Origin of the sequence: Microvirga ossetica, assembly GCF_002741015.1 — a bacterium.
In the GTDB taxonomy this organism is placed as follows: Bacteria; Pseudomonadota; Alphaproteobacteria; order Rhizobiales; family Beijerinckiaceae; genus Microvirga; species Microvirga ossetica.
Genome location: NZ_CP016616.1, coordinates 1061987 through 1082699 on the forward strand (window position 1 = coordinate 1061987; position 20713 = coordinate 1082699).

At 64.3% G+C, this 20713-nt stretch carries 16 protein-coding genes; 12 read left to right on the forward strand and 4 right to left on the reverse strand.

Annotated features, from left to right (window positions below):
* The first annotated feature begins 6 nt into the window (after positions 1 to 6).
* Complete coding sequence (locus BB934_RS04975; RefSeq protein WP_162299140.1) at positions 7 to 888, forward strand: AraC family transcriptional regulator; 882 nt, start codon at positions 7 to 9, stop codon at positions 886 to 888.
* Between the two features lie 12 nt (positions 889 to 900).
* On the opposite strand, the gene BB934_RS04980 is transcribed toward BB934_RS04975, so the two are convergent.
* Entirely contained in the window at positions 901 to 1914 is a 1014-nt protein-coding gene (locus tag BB934_RS04980; protein ID WP_099508641.1) for an asparaginase, read from the reverse strand.
* Between the two features lie 169 nt (positions 1915 to 2083).
* Here BB934_RS04980 and BB934_RS04985 point away from each other — a divergent pair, with 169 nt between their 5' ends.
* From BB934_RS04985 to BB934_RS04995, 3 genes are all read left to right on the forward strand, one after another.
* A complete protein-coding gene (locus tag BB934_RS04985; RefSeq protein WP_099508642.1) occupies positions 2084 to 3388 on the forward strand; it encodes a UDP-glucose dehydrogenase family protein in 1305 nt (434 codons plus the stop codon).
* A gap of 100 nt (positions 3389 to 3488) precedes the next feature.
* The gene (locus BB934_RS04990; RefSeq protein WP_009494007.1) at positions 3489 to 3725 is read left to right on the forward strand and encodes an Lrp/AsnC ligand binding domain-containing protein; all 237 of its coding nucleotides are present in this window, start codon (positions 3489 to 3491) and stop codon (positions 3723 to 3725) included.
* 101 nt (positions 3726 to 3826) lie between these two features.
* Entirely contained in the window at positions 3827 to 4492 is a 666-nt protein-coding gene (locus tag BB934_RS04995) for a DUF924 family protein (protein WP_099508643.1), read from the forward strand.
* 10 nt (positions 4493 to 4502) lie between these two features.
* Here the strand turns inward: BB934_RS04995 and BB934_RS05000 are convergent, their stop codons facing one another.
* The 3 genes from BB934_RS05000 to BB934_RS05010 all read right to left on the reverse strand — a co-directional run bounded on the left by BB934_RS05000 (position 4503) and on the right by BB934_RS05010 (position 8840).
* Entirely contained in the window at positions 4503 to 5588 is a 1086-nt protein-coding gene (locus tag BB934_RS05000; protein ID WP_162299141.1) for a transglycosylase SLT domain-containing protein, read from the reverse strand.
* Positions 5589 to 5760: 172 nt separating this feature from the next.
* Positions 5761 to 6207, reverse strand: coding sequence for a Crp/Fnr family transcriptional regulator (locus BB934_RS05005; RefSeq protein WP_099508645.1), 447 nt, complete (start codon positions 6205 to 6207; stop codon positions 5761 to 5763).
* Positions 6204 to 8840, reverse strand: coding sequence for an ABC transporter transmembrane domain-containing protein (locus tag BB934_RS05010; protein ID WP_237050189.1), 2637 nt, complete (start codon positions 8838 to 8840; stop codon positions 6204 to 6206). The genes BB934_RS05005 and BB934_RS05010 overlap by 4 nt, the downstream gene beginning before the upstream one ends.
* A gap of 239 nt (positions 8841 to 9079) precedes the next feature.
* On the opposite strand from BB934_RS05010, the gene BB934_RS05015 reads away from it, so the two are divergent.
* The 8 genes from BB934_RS05015 to BB934_RS05050 are packed head-to-tail and all read left to right on the forward strand — an operon-like array spanning position 9080 to position 20683.
* Complete coding sequence (locus tag BB934_RS05015; RefSeq protein WP_099508647.1) at positions 9080 to 10357, forward strand: glycosyltransferase family protein; 1278 nt, start codon at positions 9080 to 9082, stop codon at positions 10355 to 10357.
* 20 nt (positions 10358 to 10377) lie between these two features.
* Complete coding sequence (locus tag BB934_RS05020) at positions 10378 to 11637, forward strand: glycosyltransferase family 4 protein (protein WP_099508648.1); 1260 nt, start codon at positions 10378 to 10380, stop codon at positions 11635 to 11637.
* Positions 11634 to 12764: a glycosyltransferase family 4 protein gene (locus BB934_RS05025; protein WP_237050190.1), complete on the forward strand. Its 1131-nt coding sequence runs from the start codon at positions 11634 to 11636 to the stop codon at positions 12762 to 12764. The genes BB934_RS05020 and BB934_RS05025 overlap by 4 nt, the downstream gene beginning before the upstream one ends.
* Entirely contained in the window at positions 12761 to 14701 is a 1941-nt protein-coding gene (locus tag BB934_RS05030) for a glycosyltransferase (protein ID WP_099508649.1), read from the forward strand. The genes BB934_RS05025 and BB934_RS05030 overlap by 4 nt, the downstream gene beginning before the upstream one ends.
* A gap of 30 nt (positions 14702 to 14731) precedes the next feature.
* The gene (locus tag BB934_RS05035; protein ID WP_099508650.1) at positions 14732 to 16597 is read left to right on the forward strand and encodes an ABC transporter ATP-binding protein; all 1866 of its coding nucleotides are present in this window, start codon (positions 14732 to 14734) and stop codon (positions 16595 to 16597) included.
* Positions 16597 to 18507, forward strand: coding sequence for an ABC transporter substrate-binding protein (locus BB934_RS05040; protein WP_099508651.1), 1911 nt, complete (start codon positions 16597 to 16599; stop codon positions 18505 to 18507). The genes BB934_RS05035 and BB934_RS05040 overlap by 1 nt, the downstream gene beginning before the upstream one ends.
* Positions 18504 to 19523, forward strand: coding sequence for an ABC transporter permease (locus tag BB934_RS05045; protein WP_099508652.1), 1020 nt, complete (start codon positions 18504 to 18506; stop codon positions 19521 to 19523). The genes BB934_RS05040 and BB934_RS05045 overlap by 4 nt, the downstream gene beginning before the upstream one ends.
* A complete protein-coding gene (locus BB934_RS05050) occupies positions 19520 to 20683 on the forward strand; it encodes an ABC transporter permease (protein WP_099508653.1) in 1164 nt (387 codons plus the stop codon). Before BB934_RS05045 ends, BB934_RS05050 begins: the two co-directional genes overlap by 4 nt.
* Positions 20684 to 20713 lie beyond the last annotated feature (30 nt).

Here is a 20713-nt window from a genome sequence, read left to right on the forward strand (position 1 = left end):
ATCAGCGTGACGGCGCAGACCACCAACCATTATCGGGCCCGGCTCCAAAGGGTGCTCCAGCATATCGAGGAGCATCTCGACGAGGATCTGAGCGTCGACGCGCTAAGCGGGGTCGCGGCTTTCTCGCGGTATCATTTCCATCGGCAGTTCTCCGCCCTCTTCGGGATCGGCGTCTACCGATACGTGCAGCTGGCACGCCTCAAGCGCGCCTCGTACAAGCTCGCGTTCCGCGAGGATGAGCCCATCCTGCAGATTGCGTTCGACAGCGGATACGAGGGGCCGGAAGCCTTCGCCCGCGCCTTCAAGAAAACCTTCGGACAGAGCCCGAGCGCGTTCCGGAACGAACCGCAATGGACGTCTTGGCACGCAGCCCATCAGCCGCTCAGCGAGACAAGGAAGATCCACATGGCGAGAACCTGGACCGACGGGGATGTGCGCATCGAAGACACCGACGACATCCGCGTCGCCGAACTGGTGCATCGGGGCGATCCGGCACTGATCGGGGATTCGGTGCGCCGGTTCATCGAATGGCGCAAACAGACCGGCATCCCAAAGGCGAGCGCGGTCTTCAACACCCTCTATGACGACCCTCACGCCACGCCACCGAAAGACTTTCGGCTCGGCATCTGCGTCGCAACGGACCGGGACGTGGCGCCCAACGATGCGGGAATTGCGATCAAGGCGATCCCCGGCGGGCGCTGTGCCGTCCTGCGCCATGTCGGCACCGAGGACAGCTTCGCCGCCGCCTTGGCCTATCTCTATGGAACCTGGCTGCCGCAAAGCGGAGAGGAGCCGCGGGACAGCCCGCTCTATTGCCGACGGGTTAGGTTCTTCCCGGATGTGCCCGAGCACGAGGCGGTGACGGACATCTTCCTTCCATTGAAATAGCGGCGGACCCGTTCAGGCTGTGCCCAAAATCTCCGACGAGACCCGGAGCTGTCCGACTTCCATGCCGTTCCGGTTTCTGAGCACCGGATGCGCCAGGGCTTCGACGGCTTTGCGCTCGTCATAGGCCAGATTGAGGAAGCGCAGGACGAGGCCTGCCATCATGGCCTCGGCGGCGCGGGCATTGCCGTCTTCCGCCTTCAGGGCGACGCCGTAGCCGAGTTCGGGGAAGGCGGCGCAATAGACGCCCTCGGCCCCGACCTTCACGAAGGCGCGTTCGCCGAGCAGCTCCATGAGCCTGGTGTCGAAGAGGCCGGTGCCGGCCACCATGAAGGGGTGGCGCGCCACGGCCTTGCGGATCCGGGCCGCGGCCGCCTTGCCGGCGCCCGGCAGGCCGGCGCCGGTTCCGAACCGGGCGAAGCCGAAGGCAAGCGACGGCAGCGGGATCGCATAGGTCGGGATCGAGCAACCGTCGATGCCGCTCTTCTCGACGGTGTGGCAGGCGCCGGTGATCTCCTCCATGGCCTCGCGCACGCTGCGCTGCACCGGGTGATCTGCTCCGATATAGCCCTTGGGATCGCGGCCTTCGCCGCAGGCGAGGCAGATGAAGCCCGCATGCTTGCCGGAGCAGTTGTTGTGCAGGGCGTTGGGGCTTGCGCCCTTTGCCGCCAAGGCGCGGCTGGCGGCCTCGCTCATGGGCCAGTGGGTGCCGCATTCCAGGCAGCCGACATCCTGCCCCGCCTTGGCGAGCATGGACTTGGCCGCCGCCACATGCTCCGGCTCCCCGGCATGGGAGGCGCAGGCGAGCGCGATCTCCTGGTCGGTCAGGCCGTATTTGTCCGCAATGCCGCTCTCGACCAAGGGCAGGGCCTGCAGCGCCTTGACGGCGGAGCGCGGAAAAACGCGCCTGTCCACGTCCCCGATCGACAGAACCGCAGCCCCCTCGGCATCCACCACCGAGACGCTGCCCCTATGGCGCGACTCGACCAGGTGCCCGCGGGTGACCTCGACAAGAAAAGGATTGTTCATCAATGCCCCGATTGAAAGCGGCGGTGTTTTGGCGGCACTTACGCCAGAAGTCAAAGGGGTTATTGTTTCAAAACCGAGAAAATCCTTGCTCTTTATCGTAGCAACCTGCGGCTTGCGGCCAAACCGAGACCACCCTAAACCGGAGGCTTGAGTTAACAGGGAGCTCCCGATGCGTGTCGCGATGATCGGAGCGGGCTATGTCGGATTGGTTTCCGGCGCCTGCTTTGCGGATTTCGGCCACGACGTCTGCTGCGTCGACAAGGATCCGGCCAAGATCGAGGCGCTCGACCGCGGCGAGATCCCGATCTTTGAGCCGGGCCTGTCCGAACTCGTCGCCAAGAACACGCGCGAGGGCCGCCTGACCTTCACCATCGACCTGCAGCAGGCGGTCCGCAACGCCGAGGCCGTGTTCATCGCGGTCGGCACCCCATCCCGGCGCGGGGACGGCCATGCCGACCTGTCCTACGTCTATCAGGCCGCCCGCGACATCGCCGCCGCCATGGACGGCTATACGGTGGTCGTGACCAAGTCGACCGTGCCCGTCGGCACCGGCGACGAGGTCGAGCGCATCATCCGCGAGGTCAGGCCCGACGCGGATTTCTGCGTGGTCTCGAACCCGGAATTCCTGCGCGAAGGCGCAGCCATCACCGACTTCAAGCGCCCGGACCGCATCGTCATCGGCACCGAAGATCAACGGGGCCTGAGCGTGATGACCGAGCTCTATCGTCCGCTCTACCTCAACCAGTCCCCGGTGCTGGCCACGACCCGGCGCACGGCGGAGCTGACAAAATACGCCGCCAATGCCTTTCTCGCCACCAAGATCACCTTCATCAACGAGATCGCGGATCTCTGCGAGCAGGTGGGCGCCGACGTGCAGGACGTGGCCCGCGGCATCGGCCTCGACAACCGCATCGGCTCGAAGTTCCTCCATGCCGGTCCCGGCTATGGCGGCTCGTGCTTCCCGAAGGACACTCTGGCCCTGATCAAGACCGCCCAGGATTACGAGGCGCCGATGCGCATCGTGGAGACGGTGGCGGCGGTGAACAGCCAGCGCAAGCGCGCCATGGGGCGCAAGGTGATCGCCGCCTGCGGCGGCTCCGTGCGCGGCAAGACCGTCGCGGTGCTCGGGCTGACCTTCAAGCCGAACACCGACGACATGCGCGATGCGCCCTCCATCGACGTGATCACGGCGCTGCGAGACGCCGGCGCCCGGATCAAGGCCTACGACCCGGAAGGCATGGGAGCGGCCGAGGCCGTCCTGACGGATGTGGATTACGCCAAGGACCCCTATGACTGCGCCCGCGACGCCGACGCCCTGGTGCTGGTGACCGAATGGGACGCCTTCCGCGCCCTCGATCTGCGCCGCCTGAAGGCTGCCCTTGCCGCTCCGGTGGTCGTGGACCTGCGCAACGTCTACCGGCCGGAGGAAATGCGCCGCCACGGCTTCACCTATGTGAGCATCGGGCGGACCTGAGGCCGATTCAGTCCAAAGGCCGGAGAGGTTCTCACCGGCCCGGTCTCGTGCCATATCTCCTGACACCAGATTCCAGACGACCGCCATTCCGGAGCGCCCCATGCAGACCTTCTTCGTCGAGATCAAGTGCAAGCTCGGCAAGACCTACGCCGTCGCGAACGCTCTCGCCGACCGGGAGATCGCCTCCGAGATCTACTCGACGGCGGGCAATTACGACATCCTCGCCAAGTTCCACGTGGATGACGGCGTCGATATCGGCCACTTCATCGCCGAAAACGTCCAGGTGATTCCCGAGATCGCCGACACGCATACAATCATCACCTTCAAGGCGTTTTGAGACCCACCCCAGGTTTTGAGACCCACCCCAGGTGATGCAAAGCACAACGCGCCGCATATTTTCGCGGTAATCTCGGGGCTCCTTGAATTGAGGAGAACCCCATGTCATCTCGGGCGGACTGGCGCAGGGTCTACGACTTCTGGTTCCCTATCGACCTCTCACAGGCGGAAATCGGCGAGCACTGGCGCATGCTGCTTTGGTGGATGCGCGGTGGCGCCAACGCGGAGCTCGGGCCCTTTGCGCCGCTGGTGGACGAGGCCACGGCCGGCCGGCTGGATCACTGGCTCGAGACGCCGCGCGGCCGCCTCTCCCTGATCCTCGTGCTCGACCAGTTCCCCCGCGGCCTGTTCGCCGGCAGCCCCGAGGCCTATGCCTGCGATCAGCAGACGCTGAAGATCGCCGAGGAGGGCTTTCGAAACGGGCATTACGAGGCCCTGACAAGCCTTTATGAGAAGTTCTTCTATTTCCTCCCCCTCGCCCATGCGGAGGGGCCTGATCATCTGGAGCGCCTGAAGAGAATCGTCACGGTCTCCGAACAGGCCATCGACGAGGCGCCGGAGCATCTCAAGCCCGTCTGGCAGTTCTCGCTCAGCCAGGCCCAGGCCAATCTCGAAGTGATCTGCCGCTTCGGCCGCTTCCCGCACCGGAACGAAGTTCTCGGGCGCGCCTCGACGGCGGACGAGCTGGTTTATTTGGCGAAGGGCGATTTCGTCCACATGCGCTCGCTGCCGGCCTCGGCATCCACGGCCATCAGCGCGATCGGCTAAAACCTGCCGCTCACTGAACGAGAGGCGTCGCCTCGGCCGTCCGTTCGGTGTGGCGGGCGATCTCGGCGAGATAGGGGCCGATTCCCTCGTAGCGGTCGAGGCGTCGGACGATCTTCGAGTCGATCCTGTCGTAGAGTTCGGCCACGCTGACGGGGCGGCGCTTGCGCCCCTTGCCTTCCATGAACAGCCCAGCATTGGCCTTGGCGGCCTTCGGGAAGAGCTTGGAGGCCTTCATGTTCGGGTCCTGATCGAGAACCTCGAGGAAGCGGACGGCGCTGGTGGCGCCGAGGAAATGGGCGAGATAGAGCTCGGCCTCGGCGAGCTCCCGCTCACCCTCGGCCTGCAGGGCGCGCTCCACATCCTTGATCAGCTCACCCGCCATGAGAGCCGAGAAGAAGGGATCCCTCCGCAGGCCCATGATCCAGTCCCGGTTCTTCGCATCCACCTCAAGCTCGCCGTTGACGTAGTCGATCGCTTCCGCTGCAGCACCGAATCCATAATCGGCGGCATGGTGGTAGACGGTCTCGATCCAGGTGCTGTCGATAAACTGGAACAGCCCCTGGGCGGAGGATGTCGGGGCCTTGGCCTCCGGCGAGAGGCTCGATTCCACGTCCGCCAGGGTCATCATGTAGACCGGATCGACCCCGGTCACATGGGCAGCCTTGAGGATCGAGTGGACCAGCCAGCGCGGCACGGTGCGGCCGTTGAACGGGATCAGTTCGTCCGGATCGCCTGCCACCTCCTCGGGTGCCACCTGGGGTGCAGGCTTGGCGGGGCGAGGCTTCACGAGGGAGAAGGCGCCGTCGAGGATGTCCTTGAAAAGGCCCGGGGTCTTCAGCAGCTTCGGGGTGAAGTCGGCGGAAGCCATCACGACCGAGCCGGTGATGTCCTCGCGCACCTGGGGGGCGGCGACGGGTCTGGCCAGAAGGGCGCTCGGGAGGGTGGCTACGGCAGCAGGCCCGGCTGTCAGCCCCTGAAGGCCCAGCAACAGGCCTGCGGCCAAGGTGACGTGGAGAAAACCGCGGAGGCTTCCGATCCTGCGCGGTTCCGCAACAGGTTGCGGAACCGCGCATAGCAGCGTTCTCGCGTTACTCATCATCACTAATCCCGCATGGTCCGGTTAGAGGCTCGGACCGTCCCTTGTGTCATTCTGAGACAAGAGTTGACGGGTAGTTGTGACAAGAATCGGTCAGCTTGGCCGTAAGAAGTAGGTTTTTGCTAACCTTAACCGCAGTTTTCCCCGCAAAAGCGCGAATAATTCCCGCCCGTCAGGATGAGGATTGTGCGACGAGCTGCGCATTCGTGCGCTCGAGACGCTTCGCGAGCTCCCGCATGATCGCCAGGGACATCTGCGGGAACTGGGCCAGAAGCTCCAGAAAGACGCGCTTGTCGATTCGCAGAGCCGTGGTCGGTTCGGCCGCCATGATAGTGGCCGATCGCGGCGTATCGGACAGAATGCCCATCTCGCCCACGAGGGCATTGCTGCCCAGCTCCGCGACCTGGATTTCCCCGCCAGGGGTGTTGAGGAGGACGCTCGCCCGTCCGTCGAGAATCACATAAGCCGCGTCGGACGGGTCCCCCTGCGAGAAGAAGCGCTGGCCGTCGGAGAACTGCACCCGCTCGCTCGTGAAGGCGAGCAGCTTCAGGCGGGCCGGATCCACATCCCGAAACATCGGCACCTGCCGCAAGGACTGAACCTCTGCCTCAAGGGTCATACCACCTCTCCTGTTATCCGTTGCGGTGCGTCCGGCTTCGGTCCGGGGGACCGGGGGGCCTGAGCGGCCGTCTTTTCTGTCTTTTCTGTGACGATCTTCCCGTCGCGGAAGCGCAACTGAACATCGAAAGCCCCGGCCTGTCGATCATTCGGCAGGACCATGAACAGGCTTTGCTGCTCGAAAAGCTCCAGCAGCAGTTCCACCAGTTGCTGGCTGCGGGCCTCGTCGAAGGGGGCCAGCGCCCCGTCGATGACGAGAATATCGGGACGCTTGACGAGACAGCGGACCAGGCTGACGCTCGCCCGCTCCTGCGGCGAGAGCAGCCTGCCGGCGGTGCCGACCTGATAATCGAGGCCGATCCGCTCGATATCCTGTTCCAGATTGAGCTCGCGGACGACCGCCGCGACGGCTTCGGCAACCCGGATGCGGGCATTGGCGACCTGATAGCTGATGCGTCCGAACAGGAGATTGTCCCGCAGCGGAGCCGCCGCGCAGTACCGCTCGGGATCATAAAATTCGACCCCTTCGGAGGCTGAATTTTCGAGGACCTCCCGAACGAGGCCCCTCGCTTCCACGATCCGGCCCATCATTCTCTCGTCGAGCAGGCCGAGGCGGTGCCGGGCCTCGATATAGGCGAGCGGCAGCGACAGGAGACGCGTCCTGTCCTCGCCCTTCAGGTTGCCCTCCCCTCGGCCGCGACGGCGCAGGATGGCTTCGAACTCCTTCAGCTCTTCCGCGCCGATGAAGGAAAACTGCTCGAACAGAGAATGTCCCGGGGGCAGGCCCTCGAAGATCTCGGTCATGGTTTCGGCGATCTGCACGCCCATGCGCACGAGCTCGTCGGTCAGATCCGCCCGATCGATGGCGCTGCGGAACCGGTTGTTTTCCGCAAGGTTTCGGCCCCTGAACTCGTCGGAGATCGGCACTCCGAACAAAAGATTCTCGGCAACCGTCGCCTGCTTGTTGTAGCGCGCCGGATCGAAGGGCTCGACCAGATCGGCCATGCCGTTCGACTGGAAGGTTTCGCGCAGGCGATGCCTGGCATCGACCACGCGCTCGGCGAGAGCGAGGTCCTGATCGGGATTGAGCCTGCCAGCAAGACCGAACAGATAGATCGTATCGCCCATACCGATCCTATCCAGGAAATCGATGAGGATGCGGTCGAGGTCGCTCTCGTCCTTCGCCCCCAGCCGCTCGTAATCGACCCACTGATCGGAGATGCTCTCGACGGGATTGCCCGTCCTGAGCGCCTCCGCGACCCGCCGATCCATCTCCCGCTTTTCCTCCTCCAGCTTGCCCAAAGGCTTGGAGCGGAGGCCGTAGACCAGGTTCTCGCGAATGCTGCCGGGAAAAAGAATGGGATCGATACCCGCATAGGCGATCCGGCGCCCGACAACGGAAAGGGGCAGCTGCGCCAGATCGCGCTCGCCGATCCGGACCTGGCCGCTGAACTCCTGCATGCGCCGCGCGACGATGCGCGCGAGCAGGCTCGCCGCGGCGCCTCCGTTCGACACCAGAGCCACGCTGGTGGGAAGGTCGAGCGCGAAGGCTCCGTCTTCGATGATCATGTCCCCGTGAGGACCGGCGACGCGGATATCCTCGCCCACTAAGGGTCCGACGAGCGGTTCGTCCTGCTCCGTTCCCTGGCCGGCTTCGAGCATGAGAGGGCCGAGCCGCTCCTCGGCGAAATGCTGGGTGACCTGATCGTATTTCACCTGAACGTCGAGACGCTGCTGATCCCAGTCGATGAGCTCCTTCAACGGCGGCGGCAGCTCGCGATAGGCGGCGACGACCGCGACGAGCTGGCCGATGTCGAGGGTGCCGCGCAGGGCGAAATAGCCGCCGATCGCGTAGAAGAAGAACGGGGTCAGCTGTGCCAGGAAATTGTTGAGGGATTTGACGAAGAACTTCCGGTTATAAATCTGGAGCCGGATGGTGAAGAGCGTGAAAAGGCGCTGGCCGATCTCGGCCCGCTCCCAGTTGTAGGTATTGTGAACGTGAACGACCTCGATGCCGTCGAGGATCTCGGCGATGCGCCCGGCGAGTTCGCGGGATTCCAACTGGCGCTGCTTTCCGAGCTTGAGGAGCTCGCGCCGCAGCCGGGGAATGATCGTGAACTGGATGGCAATCACCGCCAGCGCGATCAGGCCGAGCCACGCATTCTGGATCATGATGAAGACCAGCGCCGTGATGGCCTGCATTCCCAGGAAGATCGGCGTGATGAACGCATCCCCGATGAAGCCGCCGATCGGCTCGACCTCGTCCTTGACGATCGTTGCCGTCTCGGAGGATTTGACCGTGCGCAGAGCCTCCGGGGTAAAGCGCAGCACCATGGAGAACAGGTCGAAGCGCATGCGCCGGAGCATCCGCTCCCCCAGAATTCCCTTGGCGACGTTGATCCAGTACTTGAACGCCCCGTTGACGATGACGAAGAACAGGAACAGGGTTGAAAGGCCGAACAGCAGGCCGAGGCGGCCGACCTGGAAGCCCTCGAAGATCTCCAGGTGGCTGCCGCCGAGCCATGCCGGTAGGTCATAGCTGAGATGGAGGAAGGGGGCCGTCGGGTTGCCGTCGCGGAAGGCGTCGCCCTGGATGGCCTGGTTCACGATCTGGCGAGGCAGATCCAGGGACATGAAGTAAAACGGCAGGGAAGCAAGCACTACGGCGCAGACGATCAGCTGGTCGCGCTTCGAATGGTTCCAAATATATCGGAAGAGGCTCTTTTCCATTGCCCAACGGTTACCACTTCTATACCCCTGGATGAACCTCTTTCCGATCTTGGGCACCGCCTTTTTGATCAGTGGGGATCGTAGAAAGTAGAGAAGGGCGAAGCGCCGTCAATCGACCGCCGCCCGATCAATGGGGCAGCCGCATGGCAGACCTGGTGTTGGACTTCGATGGGGATGCAACTCCCTCCCCGGTGCAGCCCGGGCATTCCGGCGGAACGAGAGTCCTTATCTACAGCCACGACACCTTCGGCCTCGGACATCTGCGCCGCTCGCGGGCCCTTGCCAATGCCATCGTCCAGGACCGTCCCGACACCTCGGTGGTTATCATTTCCGGCTCCCCGGTCATCGGCAATTTCGAGTTCGACAGCGGCGTCGACTACATCCGCATTCCCGGCGTCACCAAGCTGCCGGACGGGGATTACCGCAGCCTCAACCTCAACGTGAGCCTCGACGAGGCGGTAGGCCTGCGCCAGGCCCTTATTCTCCAGGCAGCCAAGGCGTTCAGGCCGGATGTCTTCATCGTCGACAAGGAGCCGACCGGCTTCCGCGGCGAGGTCGTGCCGGCTCTCGACTATCTGCAGGCGGCCGGATGCCGTCTCGTGCTCGGCATCCGCGACGTGATGGACGAGCCGGCGCTTCTCGTACCGGAATGGGAACGCAAGGGCGCGAAGGAAGCCCTCATCCGGTACTATGACGAGATCTGGGTCTACGGCCTCAAGGATGTCTACCAACCGCTCAAGGCCCTGAACCTTCCGGCGCATGTGAGGAAGCGGATCACCTATACCGGCTACCTGCGTCGGGACGTGCCGCCGACCCCGTCCCTCACCAAATATCCGAAGATCACCAAGCAGCCCTTCATCCTGGTGACCACCGGCGGCGGCGGCGACGGCGACGACCTGATCGACTGGGTGATCTCGGCCTACGAGGCCGATGCTGAGCTCGAGCGACCGGCGCTCATCCTGTTCGGACCGTTCATCGACCGGGACAAGCGCCGCTCCTTCGTAGAGCGCATCGCCAAGCAGCCGAAACTCGACGTGATGTCGTTCGACAACAAGATCGAATGGCTCATGAAGAAGGCGGACGCCATCGTCGCCATGGGCGGATACAACACCTTCTGCGAGGCCCTGTCCTTCGACAAGCGCACACTCATCGTGCCGCGCACCAGGCCGCGGCTCGAGCAGTACATCCGCGCCGTGGAAGGCGAGCGGCTCGGGCTCGTGAGCATGCTGAGCGACTACAAGGAAGCGCGCTCGCCGGAGCGCATGGCCGCCGCCCTGCGTTCCCTGTCGTCGCAGCCGCGCCCGTCGGAAGTGACCATTCCCGGCCTGCTCGACGGGCTCGACCGCGTGCAGGAGCGCCTCAAGATCCTTGCGGAGCCGAAGGCCCTGTACACCCCCTCCTATCATCAGGCGGCCGAGTAAAGTCACGAATGCCCGCCTCAATGACAAACCGGCGCATCGCCGTCGTCGTGAAAGGCTATCCGCGCCTTTCCGAAACCTTCATCGCCCAGGAAATCCTGGCCCTCGAGCAACGCGGCCTGAACCTGGAAATCTGGTCCCTGCGCCATCCGACCGAGCGGGCCGTGCATCCCATGCACAAGGCCATCAAGGCCCGCGTCTCCTACCTGCCGGAATACCTCTACGAGGAGCCGATGCGGGTGCTTCGGGGCGCGCTCTGGAGCTTGCGGCAGAAGGGTTTCGGACGCACGATCAAGGCGTTCTGGCGCGACCTGAAGCGCGACCTCACCGCCAACCGCGTGCGCCGACTCGGTCAGGCCTTCGCCATGGCACGCGAGTTGCCGGCGGAGGTGCAGCATCTGCACGTGCATTATCTGCACACGCCCGCCTCCGTCGTGCGCTATGCCGCCCTGCTCACAGGCCGCACCTGGACCTTCTCGGCCCACGCGAAGGATATCTGGACGACGCCGGATTGGGAAAAGCGCGAGAAGATGGCGGAAGCGCTCTGGGGCGTCACCTGCACAGCGCAGGGCGCAGAACATCTCCGATCGCTTTCCTGGCCCGAGCATGTGTCGCTCGTCTATCACGGGCTCGATCTGTCCCGGTTTCCCACGCCGCCCGAAAGCCGCCCGGCGAGGGACGGCTCCGACCCGCTCGATCCCTTGCGCATCGTCTCCATCGGCCGCGCCGTGGCGAAGAAGGGTTTTGGCGACCTGATCCAGGCTCTCGCCTCCCTGCCTCAGGACCTGCACTGGCGCTTCGTCCATGTGGGCGGCGGCGAGTTGCTCAACAGCCTCAAGAAGCAGGCACAGGACGCGGGCATGGCCAACAGGGTCATCTTCCTCGGCTCCAAGCCGCAGCCGGAGATCGTCGCGCTCCTGCGGGAGGCGGACCTCTTCGTCCTGCCGTCGAAGGAAGCGAAATCGGGCGATCGGGACGGCCTGCCGAACGTGATCATGGAAGCGGCAAGCCAGGGGCTCGCCATCGTGGCGACGGACTTCGCGGGCATTCCGGAATTCATCCGCAGCGGCGTCGAGGGCGAACTCGTGCCGCCGGGCGATTGGGCGGCTCTGTCGAACGCTCTCAATCTTCTCGCCCGCGACCCGGACCGCCGAGAGGCTCTCGGCGCTGCCGCCTATGCGCGCCTGAGGCAGGAATTTTCCATGGAGGGCGGCATCGACGGGCTCGAAGCGCGCTTCCGGTCCCTGACGGATGCCCCAAAGCGAGAACCGGAGAGGGTGTGACCATCGCGAGGCCCGTTGCCTTCTATGCCCCGTTGAAGAGCCCGAACCATCCCTTCCCCTCGGGCGACCGCACCATGGCGCGTCTTCTGATGAAGGCTCTCGACCGGGCGGGCTATGCGCCGCAACTTGCCAGTGAGATGCGAACGCTCGACAAAGCCGGCGATCGGCAGCGTCAGAAGTATATCCGGCAGCAATCGCTTGCAGAGGCCTCGCGCCTGATCGCGCATTATCAAGCCCTTCCGGAAGAGCAACGTCCCTGCCTCTGGTTCACCTATCACGTCTATTACAAGGCGCCGGATTGGATCGGTCCTCGCGTCGCCGACGCCCTCGACATCCCCTATGTCATTGCAGAAGGCTCCCGGGCCTCGAAGCGCGCGAACGGATCCTGGGCTCTCGGCCACGAGGGCGCCGAGGCTGCCCTCGACCATGCCGATGCGATCCTCGTAATGACGGCACATGACAGGCAGGCTCTGGAGACCGTGAGACCGCAGCGTCAAAGCTTGATCGACCTGCCGCCCTTTATCGACCTGCAGGAATGGCCAGCAACAGGCGACCGGTCACCGATCAACACCGAACCGCGCCTTCTCACGGTGGCGATGATGCGGGAGGGCGACAAGCTCGCCTCCTATCGCATTCTTGCCGCTGCCCTCGAAAGGCTTCAGCACCTGCCGTGGCGACTGGATGTGGTGGGTGATGGCGAAGCACGGGAGGAGATCGTCCGACTGTTCGGCGCCCTGGCGCAACGGGTTCGGTTTCACGGCGCCATCGACAGTAAGTCCGATCTGAGGGCGTTGTACGAGGCGGCCGATCTCTTCGTCTGGCCCGCTTTCAACGAAGCTTACGGCATGGTGCTGCTGGAGGCTCAGGCGCTCGGCTGCCCGGTCGTTGCCGGCGCCTATGGCGGCGTTGCCAGCGTGGTGCAACACGGTGAGACCGGAGTGCTGACGAAAGCGGGCGACATCGCCGCGTTCGCCGAAGCCGTCGGCAGCCTCCTGCAGGACCGGAAGCGGCTTCGCGACATGGGCGAGAACGCTTTTCGCTTCATAACGCAGGAACGCGATCTCGATCGCGCCGCTTTGCGCTTGCGCAATGCGCTCGAACCGCTCACGGCTAGACCGGGAGCATGAGCTTGCGCGTCCTGATCGCCGTCACGCATCTTCTAGGGGCCGGCCACCTCACCCGGGCCGCGGCCCTGGCGCGTGCCTTCGCGCGGCAGGGCCATGAGACGGTGCTCGTCTCGGGCGGGAGCCCCGCCCGCCTGGCCGATCTCGGTAACGTCACCTTCGTCCAGCTCCCGCCCGTGCAAACCGTCGGTACGGATTTCCGGACATTGCTCGACGACGCATTGAAGCCGATCGACGATGCCTATCTCGACCGGCGTCGAACCCTCCTGCTCGATACGCTGAAGACGGTTCGGCCCGACATCCTGGTCACCGAGCTTTTTCCTTTCGGCCGCCGGGTCCTGGCGAGGGAGTTCATGGCACTGCTCGATGCGGCGCGCGCCATGAATCCGCGCCCGCGCGTTCTGTGCTCGATCCGCGACATCCTCGTCGCCTCCTCGAAGCCCGAGCGGATCGCGGAGGCGCATGAGCGCGTGCTCGGCCACTACGACGCCGTCCTCGTCCATGGCGATCCGAATCTCGTTCCACTTGACGATTCATGGCCGCTGGACGAACGGATCAGGCCGCTCATCCGCTATACCGGCTATGTGGACGAGAACGAGGCAGCAATTCCCGAGAGCATAAGACAGGGGATCGTGGTTTCGGGCGGTTCGAGCGCTGCGAGCCTTCCGCTCTACCGAGCTGCCCTTGCAGCGGCCTATCGGATCGACGACCGATGCTGGCACGTTCTCGTCGGCAGGGGCGTGCCCGAGGCCGATTTTCAGGCGCTCCGGCAGGGCGCTCCGGCCCATGCTGCCGTCGAGCGGGCACGCCCTGATTTCCGCGCCCTGCTCGCGGAAGCGGAGCTTTCCGTCAGCCAGTCCGGCTACAACACCGTCGTCGATCTGCTGCGCTGCGGCGTGCAGGCGGTCCTCGTCCCCTTCGAGGCCGGTCACGAGACGGAGCAGCGGCTGCGCGCGGAACGCCTGAAGACGCTGGGACTGGCGGAAGTTATACCGGAGGAGGAGCTTTCGCCGGAGACGCTCGTCAGCGCGCTCCGAAAGGCCCTGCCTCGCCACCCATCGGCAGCGGCGCCCATTTCCCTCGACGGAGCACGACGGAGCGTCGGGATTGCAGAGGACATCTTTCGCTCCGCGCCTCGTCATCGCCTGACGATCGACTGGTCGCCGTTGGATGCGGCCCTGACGCGCGCCGCGGATCATGGCTGCCCGGTCCGCTTCTGGTGGCGGGACGACGATGCGGTGGCCGATACCCCCCAGCTCGACCGGCTCCTCACCCTCGCCCGCCGCTACGAGGCCGGGCTCGGCTTGGCCGTCATTCCGGCAAGGCTCGACGATTCCCTCGCCTCACGTCTGGCGGACGAGGAAAGAGCCTTTGCGCTCGTGCATGGGCTCCATCATGCTAATCACGCGCCTGCCGGCGAGAAAAAGGCGGAATTCGGCGCCCATCGCTCGCTTTCCATCATGGCAGCGGACGCGGAACAGGCGCTGCATATGGCGCGTAAAAGGCTCGGGCATAAGCTCCTGCCGGTTTTCGTGCCGCCCTGGAACCGGATTTCCCAAGATCTCCTACCCCACCTGGCGCGCTTAGGCTTTGCAGGATTGTCGACCTTCACAGACCGGAAGACCGCCTTTCCGACGGCCGGGCTGCTCCAGATCAACACCCACGTGGATCCCATCGACTGGCATGGCACGAGAAGCCTCGCCGATCCGGCCGAGGTCGTCGCCCGCCTTGCTGCAGCCGTCGAGCGGCGGGTTGCGGGCGCAGCGGACAGGGACGAGCCGATCGGCTTCCTGACCCACCATCTCGTCCATGACGACGTCATCTGGTCGTTATGCGAAAGACTTATCGCCCAGCTCGCCTCGAGGGGAATACTTTTCCTGCGGCCCGACGAATGTTTCACCATAGAAACAAAATCACATTTGCGATCTAATGGGATCTAATGCGTTATGCTCATAGGCTTGGAGGAGCATATGGAAGCGCCACTCCTGTCGGTTCGCCAGCTGACAGTCGATTTCAGCACCGATGCCGGAAATTTCCGTGCCGTCGACGGACTGACATTCGATATCCCCAAAGGGAAAACGGTGGCGCTTGTCGGCGAGTCCGGCTCGGGCAAGTCGGTGACCGCGCTGGCCATCCTCCAGATCCTGTCGAACAAGGCCCGGATCGAGAACGGATCGATCCTCTTCAACGATCCGTCGAGCGGAAAGACCGTCGACATCGCGTCCCTGGCGCCGGAGAGCGACGTCATGCACGCTCTTCGGGGCGGGCGCATCGCCATGATCTTCCAGGAGCCGATGACCTCGCTGTCGCCGCTCCACACCATCGGCGACCAGATTTCCGAAGCGCTGATGATCCACGCCGACGTGGATCAGGCCAAAGCGAACCAGCGCACCATGGAAGTGCTCGCGCGGGTCGGCTTCCCCGATCCCAAGCGAGCCCTCAAGACCTATCCGTTCGAGCTCTCCGGCGGCCTGCGTCAGCGCGCCATGATAGCCATGGCTCTCATCACACGCCCTGCCCTGCTGATCGCGGACGAGCCGACGACGGCGCTCGACGTGACCACGCAGGCCCAGATCCTGGATCTGATCAAGGAGCTTCAACTCGAGACGGGCATGTCGGTGCTGCTCATCACCCACGATCTCGGCGTCGTCGCCAATGTGGCCGACGAGGTGGTGGTGATGTATCGCGGCAGGACCATGGAAGCAGGCTCCCGGGAGGACATCTTCCGCAACGCGCAGCATCCCTACCTCCAGGCCCTCATGCGCGCCGTTCCGCGCTTCGCCATGGCGGAGAACGAGCGCCTGACGCCGATCCGCGAGGTGAATAGCGCGACCCTTGCCACGGCCAACGTCCCCGAGCGCATCCAGCCGAAAGGCCCCATCCTGAAGGCCGAGCATCTCACGAAGTGCTTCACCCTCCGGTCGGGCTGGTTCTCCGGCAAGACGCGGGAGATCCGGGCCGTGAGCGAGGTCGACCTCGCCCTTCCTGCCGGCACGACGCTGGGCCTGGTGGGCGAGTCCGGTTGCGGCAAGACCACCGTGTCCAAGATGATCATGCGGGCGCTCAATCCCAATTCCGGACGGGTGCTCTTCGACGACGGCACGGGCCCGAAGGACGTGCACAAGCTGGAGGGCGATGCCCTGACGGCCTATCGCCGGTCGGTGCAGTTCATCTTCCAGGATCCGTTCTCGTCGCTCAACCCGCGCATGACGGTCTACGAACTTCTGACCGAGCCTCTGCGCATCCACGACATCGGCACCTCCGACGAGCGCTACGAACGCGTGAAGCAGCTTCTCGACATGGTCGGCCTCGATCAGCGTTCGCTCAGGCGCTATCCGCATTCCTTCTCCGGCGGCCAGCGCCAGCGCCTCGGCATCGCGCGAGCGCTCGCCCTCGAGCCGCGCGTGCTGCTCTGCGACGAGCCCGTCTCCGCCCTCGACGTCTCGGTCCAGGCGCAGGTGCTCAACCTGCTCAAGGACCTGCAATCGGCGCTCGGCCTGTCCTATCTCTTCGTGTCCCACAACCTCGCGGTCGTGGACTACATCGCCGACACCATCGCGGTCATGTGCCGGGGCTACATCGTCGAGGAGGCGCCGAAATCCTCCCTCTTCCGCAATCCGGTTCATCCCTATACGCAGGCGCTTCTCGCCGCGGTGCCGGATCCGGATATTGACCGGCCGCTCGATTTCGCGAAACTGCGGGCGGGCCGCTTTTCCCATCCGTCGGAATGGCCCGAACCGTTCCGCATCAAACCTGGCGAGTTCGGTGTCATGAAGGAAATCGAGCCAGGTCATAAGGTACGTCTGGGGCACCTGACAGCCCGGGAGGCCGCGTGATGCCGTTCAACGCTCGAAAATCCCTTCTCCTGGCCGCTGCTATCGGCCTTCTGTCACTGTCGGCCGGGGCTCAGGATTTCAAGGAGCCGCCGTTCTTCTCCGACCTGATAAAGGACAAGAAGCTGCCGCCTCTTGCGCAGCGGATTCCGAAGGATCCCATCGTCGTCGATACTGCGGGCCAATATGGCGGCGACATCATTACCCTGGTCCCGCGGCCGCGGGACATCCGCTACATCTCGACCTACGCCTATACACGGCTCGTTGGCTATGATCGCAACCTGCGGCTTCAACCCGACATCGTGGAAAAGGTCGAGAACGAGGACGACCGGGTCTTCACATTCACATTGCGTGCAGGCCATCGATGGTCCGACGGAACTCCGTTCACTGCGGAAGACTTCCGGTACTACTGGGAGGATGTGGCGCAGAACGCGGACTTGTCGCCGGCCGGCCCGCCCGAGTTCATGATGGTGGACGGAAATCCGCCGCGTTTCGAAATTCTCGACGAGCGGACGGTGCGATACAGCTGGGACAGGCCCAACCCGCGCTTCCTGCCGCAGCTTGCCGGATCCATCGATCCGGGGATCTACCGGGCCTCCGCCTATCTCAAGCAATTCCACGCCAAATACGCGGACAAGGCAGCCCTCGATGAGAAGGCGAAGCAGCAGAAGCTGAAGTCCTGGGCCGCCCTGCACAACCGCGTGGACGACATGAAGGAGCAGACCAATCCTGCCCTTCCCACGCTCATGGCGTGGCGTGTCATGAACGCCGCTCCCGCCAACCGCTTCGTGTTCGAGCGCAATCCCTATTACCACCGCATCGACAAGCAGGGGCAACAGCTGCCTTATGTCGACCGGATCGTCATGGACGTGTCGGCGAGCGGCCTCTTTGCCGCCAAGGCCAACGCGGGCGAGGTCGACCTCCTGTTCCGCGGCCTCTCCATGAGCGACATCCCCGTCCTGAAGGAGGGAGAGAAGGCGAAGGGCTACCGCACCCTGCTCTGGCCCTATGCGCGCGGCACCGAGCTTGCGCTGTATCCCAGTCTCAACACGGTCGATCCGGTCTGGCGGGATCTCAACCGAGACCTCCGCTTCCGCCGCGCCCTGTCGCTCGGCATTGACCGCAAGACCCTGAACAACGCCCTGCTCTTCGGACTCGGCACCGAGGGCAACAACACCATCGTCTCGGAAAGTCCGCTCTTCTCGGCCGAGCTGCGCACCGTCAATGCCGGATACGATCCGGCGGAGGCCTCGCGCCTGCTGGACGAGATCGGTTTGACGAAACGCAACGGCGCCGGCATCCGCCTGCTCCCGGACGGGCGCGAACTGGAGATCATCGTCGAGACGGACGGGGAGAGCAGCCTCGTGGTCGACGGCCTCACCCTCATCGGCGAGTTCTGGCGCGAGATCGGCGTGCGGCTCTTCGTGAAGCCGCAGGATCGCACCGTCCTGCGCAACCGCTCCTATGCGGGCCTGACTATCATGGTCGCAGCACCCGGTCTCGACAATGCGATCCCCACTGCCATCATGCCGCCGACGGAACTCGCCCCTATGCGCCAGGACAATTACGCCTGGCCGAAATGGGGCCAGTATGTGGAGACCAAGGGCAAGAACGGAGAAGCGGTCGACATCCCGGAGGCCAAGCGGCTGCTCGATCTCTACACGACCTGGATGAACACCGGGAACCGGGCGGTGCAGCAGGATGCCTGGCGCGAGATGCTGCGCAACCATGCCGAGAACCAATGGTCCATCGGCACCATCTCCGGCGCGCTGCAGCCGATCGTGGTCCGCAACGGGTTGCAGGGTCTTCCCGCCAAAGCGCTCTATAGCTGGGAGCCCACGGCGATGATCGGCATCTACCGGTTGGATGAGATCTTCTGGAACAAAGCCGCCGGCAAAGAGGCCCGTCGATGATCCGCTTCCTGTTGCGTCGCATCGTCACCATGGCGGTGACCCTGCTGATCATCTCGGCCCTGGTCTTCTTCATCATCAAGCTGCCGCCCGGGGACTTCCTGTCCAACCAGATCGCGGAGCTGAGGGCGCAGGGAGAATCCGCCTCCATCGCGAAGGCCGAGTTCCTGATCAAGCAATACGGACTCGATAGGCCGGTCTGGGAGCAGTATCTGGTCTGGATCGGCGTGATGCCCGGCCCGAACGGCTTCTCGGGGCTGCTGCAGGGCGACTGGGGCTGGTCCTTCGAATACGACAAGCCTGTCGTGGACGTGGTGGGCGACGCCCTGTGGCTGACGCTTCTGGTCAATCTCGCGGTGGTGATCTTCATCCACGTGATCGCGATCCCCATCGCGATCTATTCGGCCACGCGGCAATATTCCGTCGGCGACTATCTCGCCACCTTCATCGGCTATATCGGCCTTGCGACCCCGAGCTTCCTGCTCGCGCTGATCCTGCTCTATTACATGAACCGCTGGTTCGGCATCTCCATCGGCGGTCTCTACGATGCGGAATATGCGGGAGAGCCCTGGACCTGGCCCAAGATCCAGTCCCTCCTGTCGCATCTGGTCGTGCCCACCGTCGTGATCGGGCTCGGCGGCACGGCCGCCATGATCCGGCGCATGCGCGCCAATCTGCTCGACGAACTCGGCAAGCAGTATTACGTGACCGCGAAGGCGAAAGGGCTCGGGCCGACCAAGGCTCTGGTGAAATATCCCTTCCGCATGTCGCTCAATCCCTTCATCGCCGATATCGGAAACCTGCTGCCGCATCTCGTCTCCGGCTCGGTCCTGGTGTCGCTGGTCCTGAGCCTGCCGACGGTCGGGCCTATTCTCCTGAGCGCGCTGAAGAGCCAGGATCAGTTCCTCGCCGGCTTCATCCTCATGTTCGTCGCCGTGCTCACCGTGGTCGGCATGCTGATCTCAGACCTGCTGCTGGCCGGGCTCGATCCGCGCATCCGGATGGGAGGTGGACGATGAACACCGCGGTCACCTCCAAGCGCCATTACGTCGATCCCGCGCCATTCGATCCCGGTAAGACCGAGCCCGTCGGCGCCGAGAACGAGAGCTTCTACCGCGCCTCGTCCTGGCAACTGATGTGGTGGAAGTTCCGGCGCCACAGGGTGGCGGTCGCAGCGGCTTTCATCCTGCTCGCCTTCTACGCCCTCGTACCCTTCGTGGAGGTGATCGCACCCTACAACCAGACCAAGCGGCACGGCGATTTCCTCTATGCGCCCCCCCAGGCGGTCCACCTGATGCACGAGGGCCGCTTCATCGGCCCTTACGTCTATCCCTATACCTACAGCTTCGATCTGGAGAGTTTCCGACGCGTCTACACGGTCGATACCTCGAAGCCGCAGCCGATCCGCTTCTTCTGCAGGGGCGACTCCTACGAGTTCTGGGGCCTCTGGCAGATGGACGTCCACCTGTTCTGCCCGCCTGAAGACGGCACGATGTTCCTGCTCGGCACCGACAGGCTCGGGCGCGACCTGCTCTCGCGCATCATCTACGGGGCGCGGATCTCGCTCACCATCGGCATCGTCGGCATCGCGGTCTCCTTCGCCCTGGGTCTCTTCTTCGGCGGCCTCGCGGGCTATCTCGGCGGCTGGGTCGATCACGTGATCCAGCGCATGATCGAGATCCTGCGCTCGCTGCCGGAATTGCCCCTATGGCTTGCGCTCTCCGCTGCCCTGCCGGCGAACTGGAGCCCTATCCTCATCTTCTTCGGCATCACCATCATTCTCGGTCTGCTCGATTGGCCGGGCTTGGCGCGCGCCGTGCGCTCGAAGCTGCTCTCCCTGCGCGAGGAGGATTTCGTGAAGGCGGCCGAACTGATGGGCGCCTCGAAGCAGCGCATCATCGTGCGCCACCTGATCCCGAATTTCATGAGCCACCTGATCGCTTCCGCCACACTCTCGATCCCGTCCATGATCCTCGGCGAGACCGCCCTCTCCTTCCTTGGTCTGGGTCTGCGTCCGCCCGTCACGAGCTGGGGCGTGCTGCTGAACGAGGCGCAGAACCTCGCTGCCGTGCAGCTCCATCCCTGGCTCCTGTTCCCGATGGTGCCGGTGGTGATCGTGGTGCTCGCCTTCAACTTCATGGGCGACGGGCTGCGCGACGCGGCGGATCCGTATCACTAGCTTGTCCCCTGGCAAGGCAGCGCCGCCTTG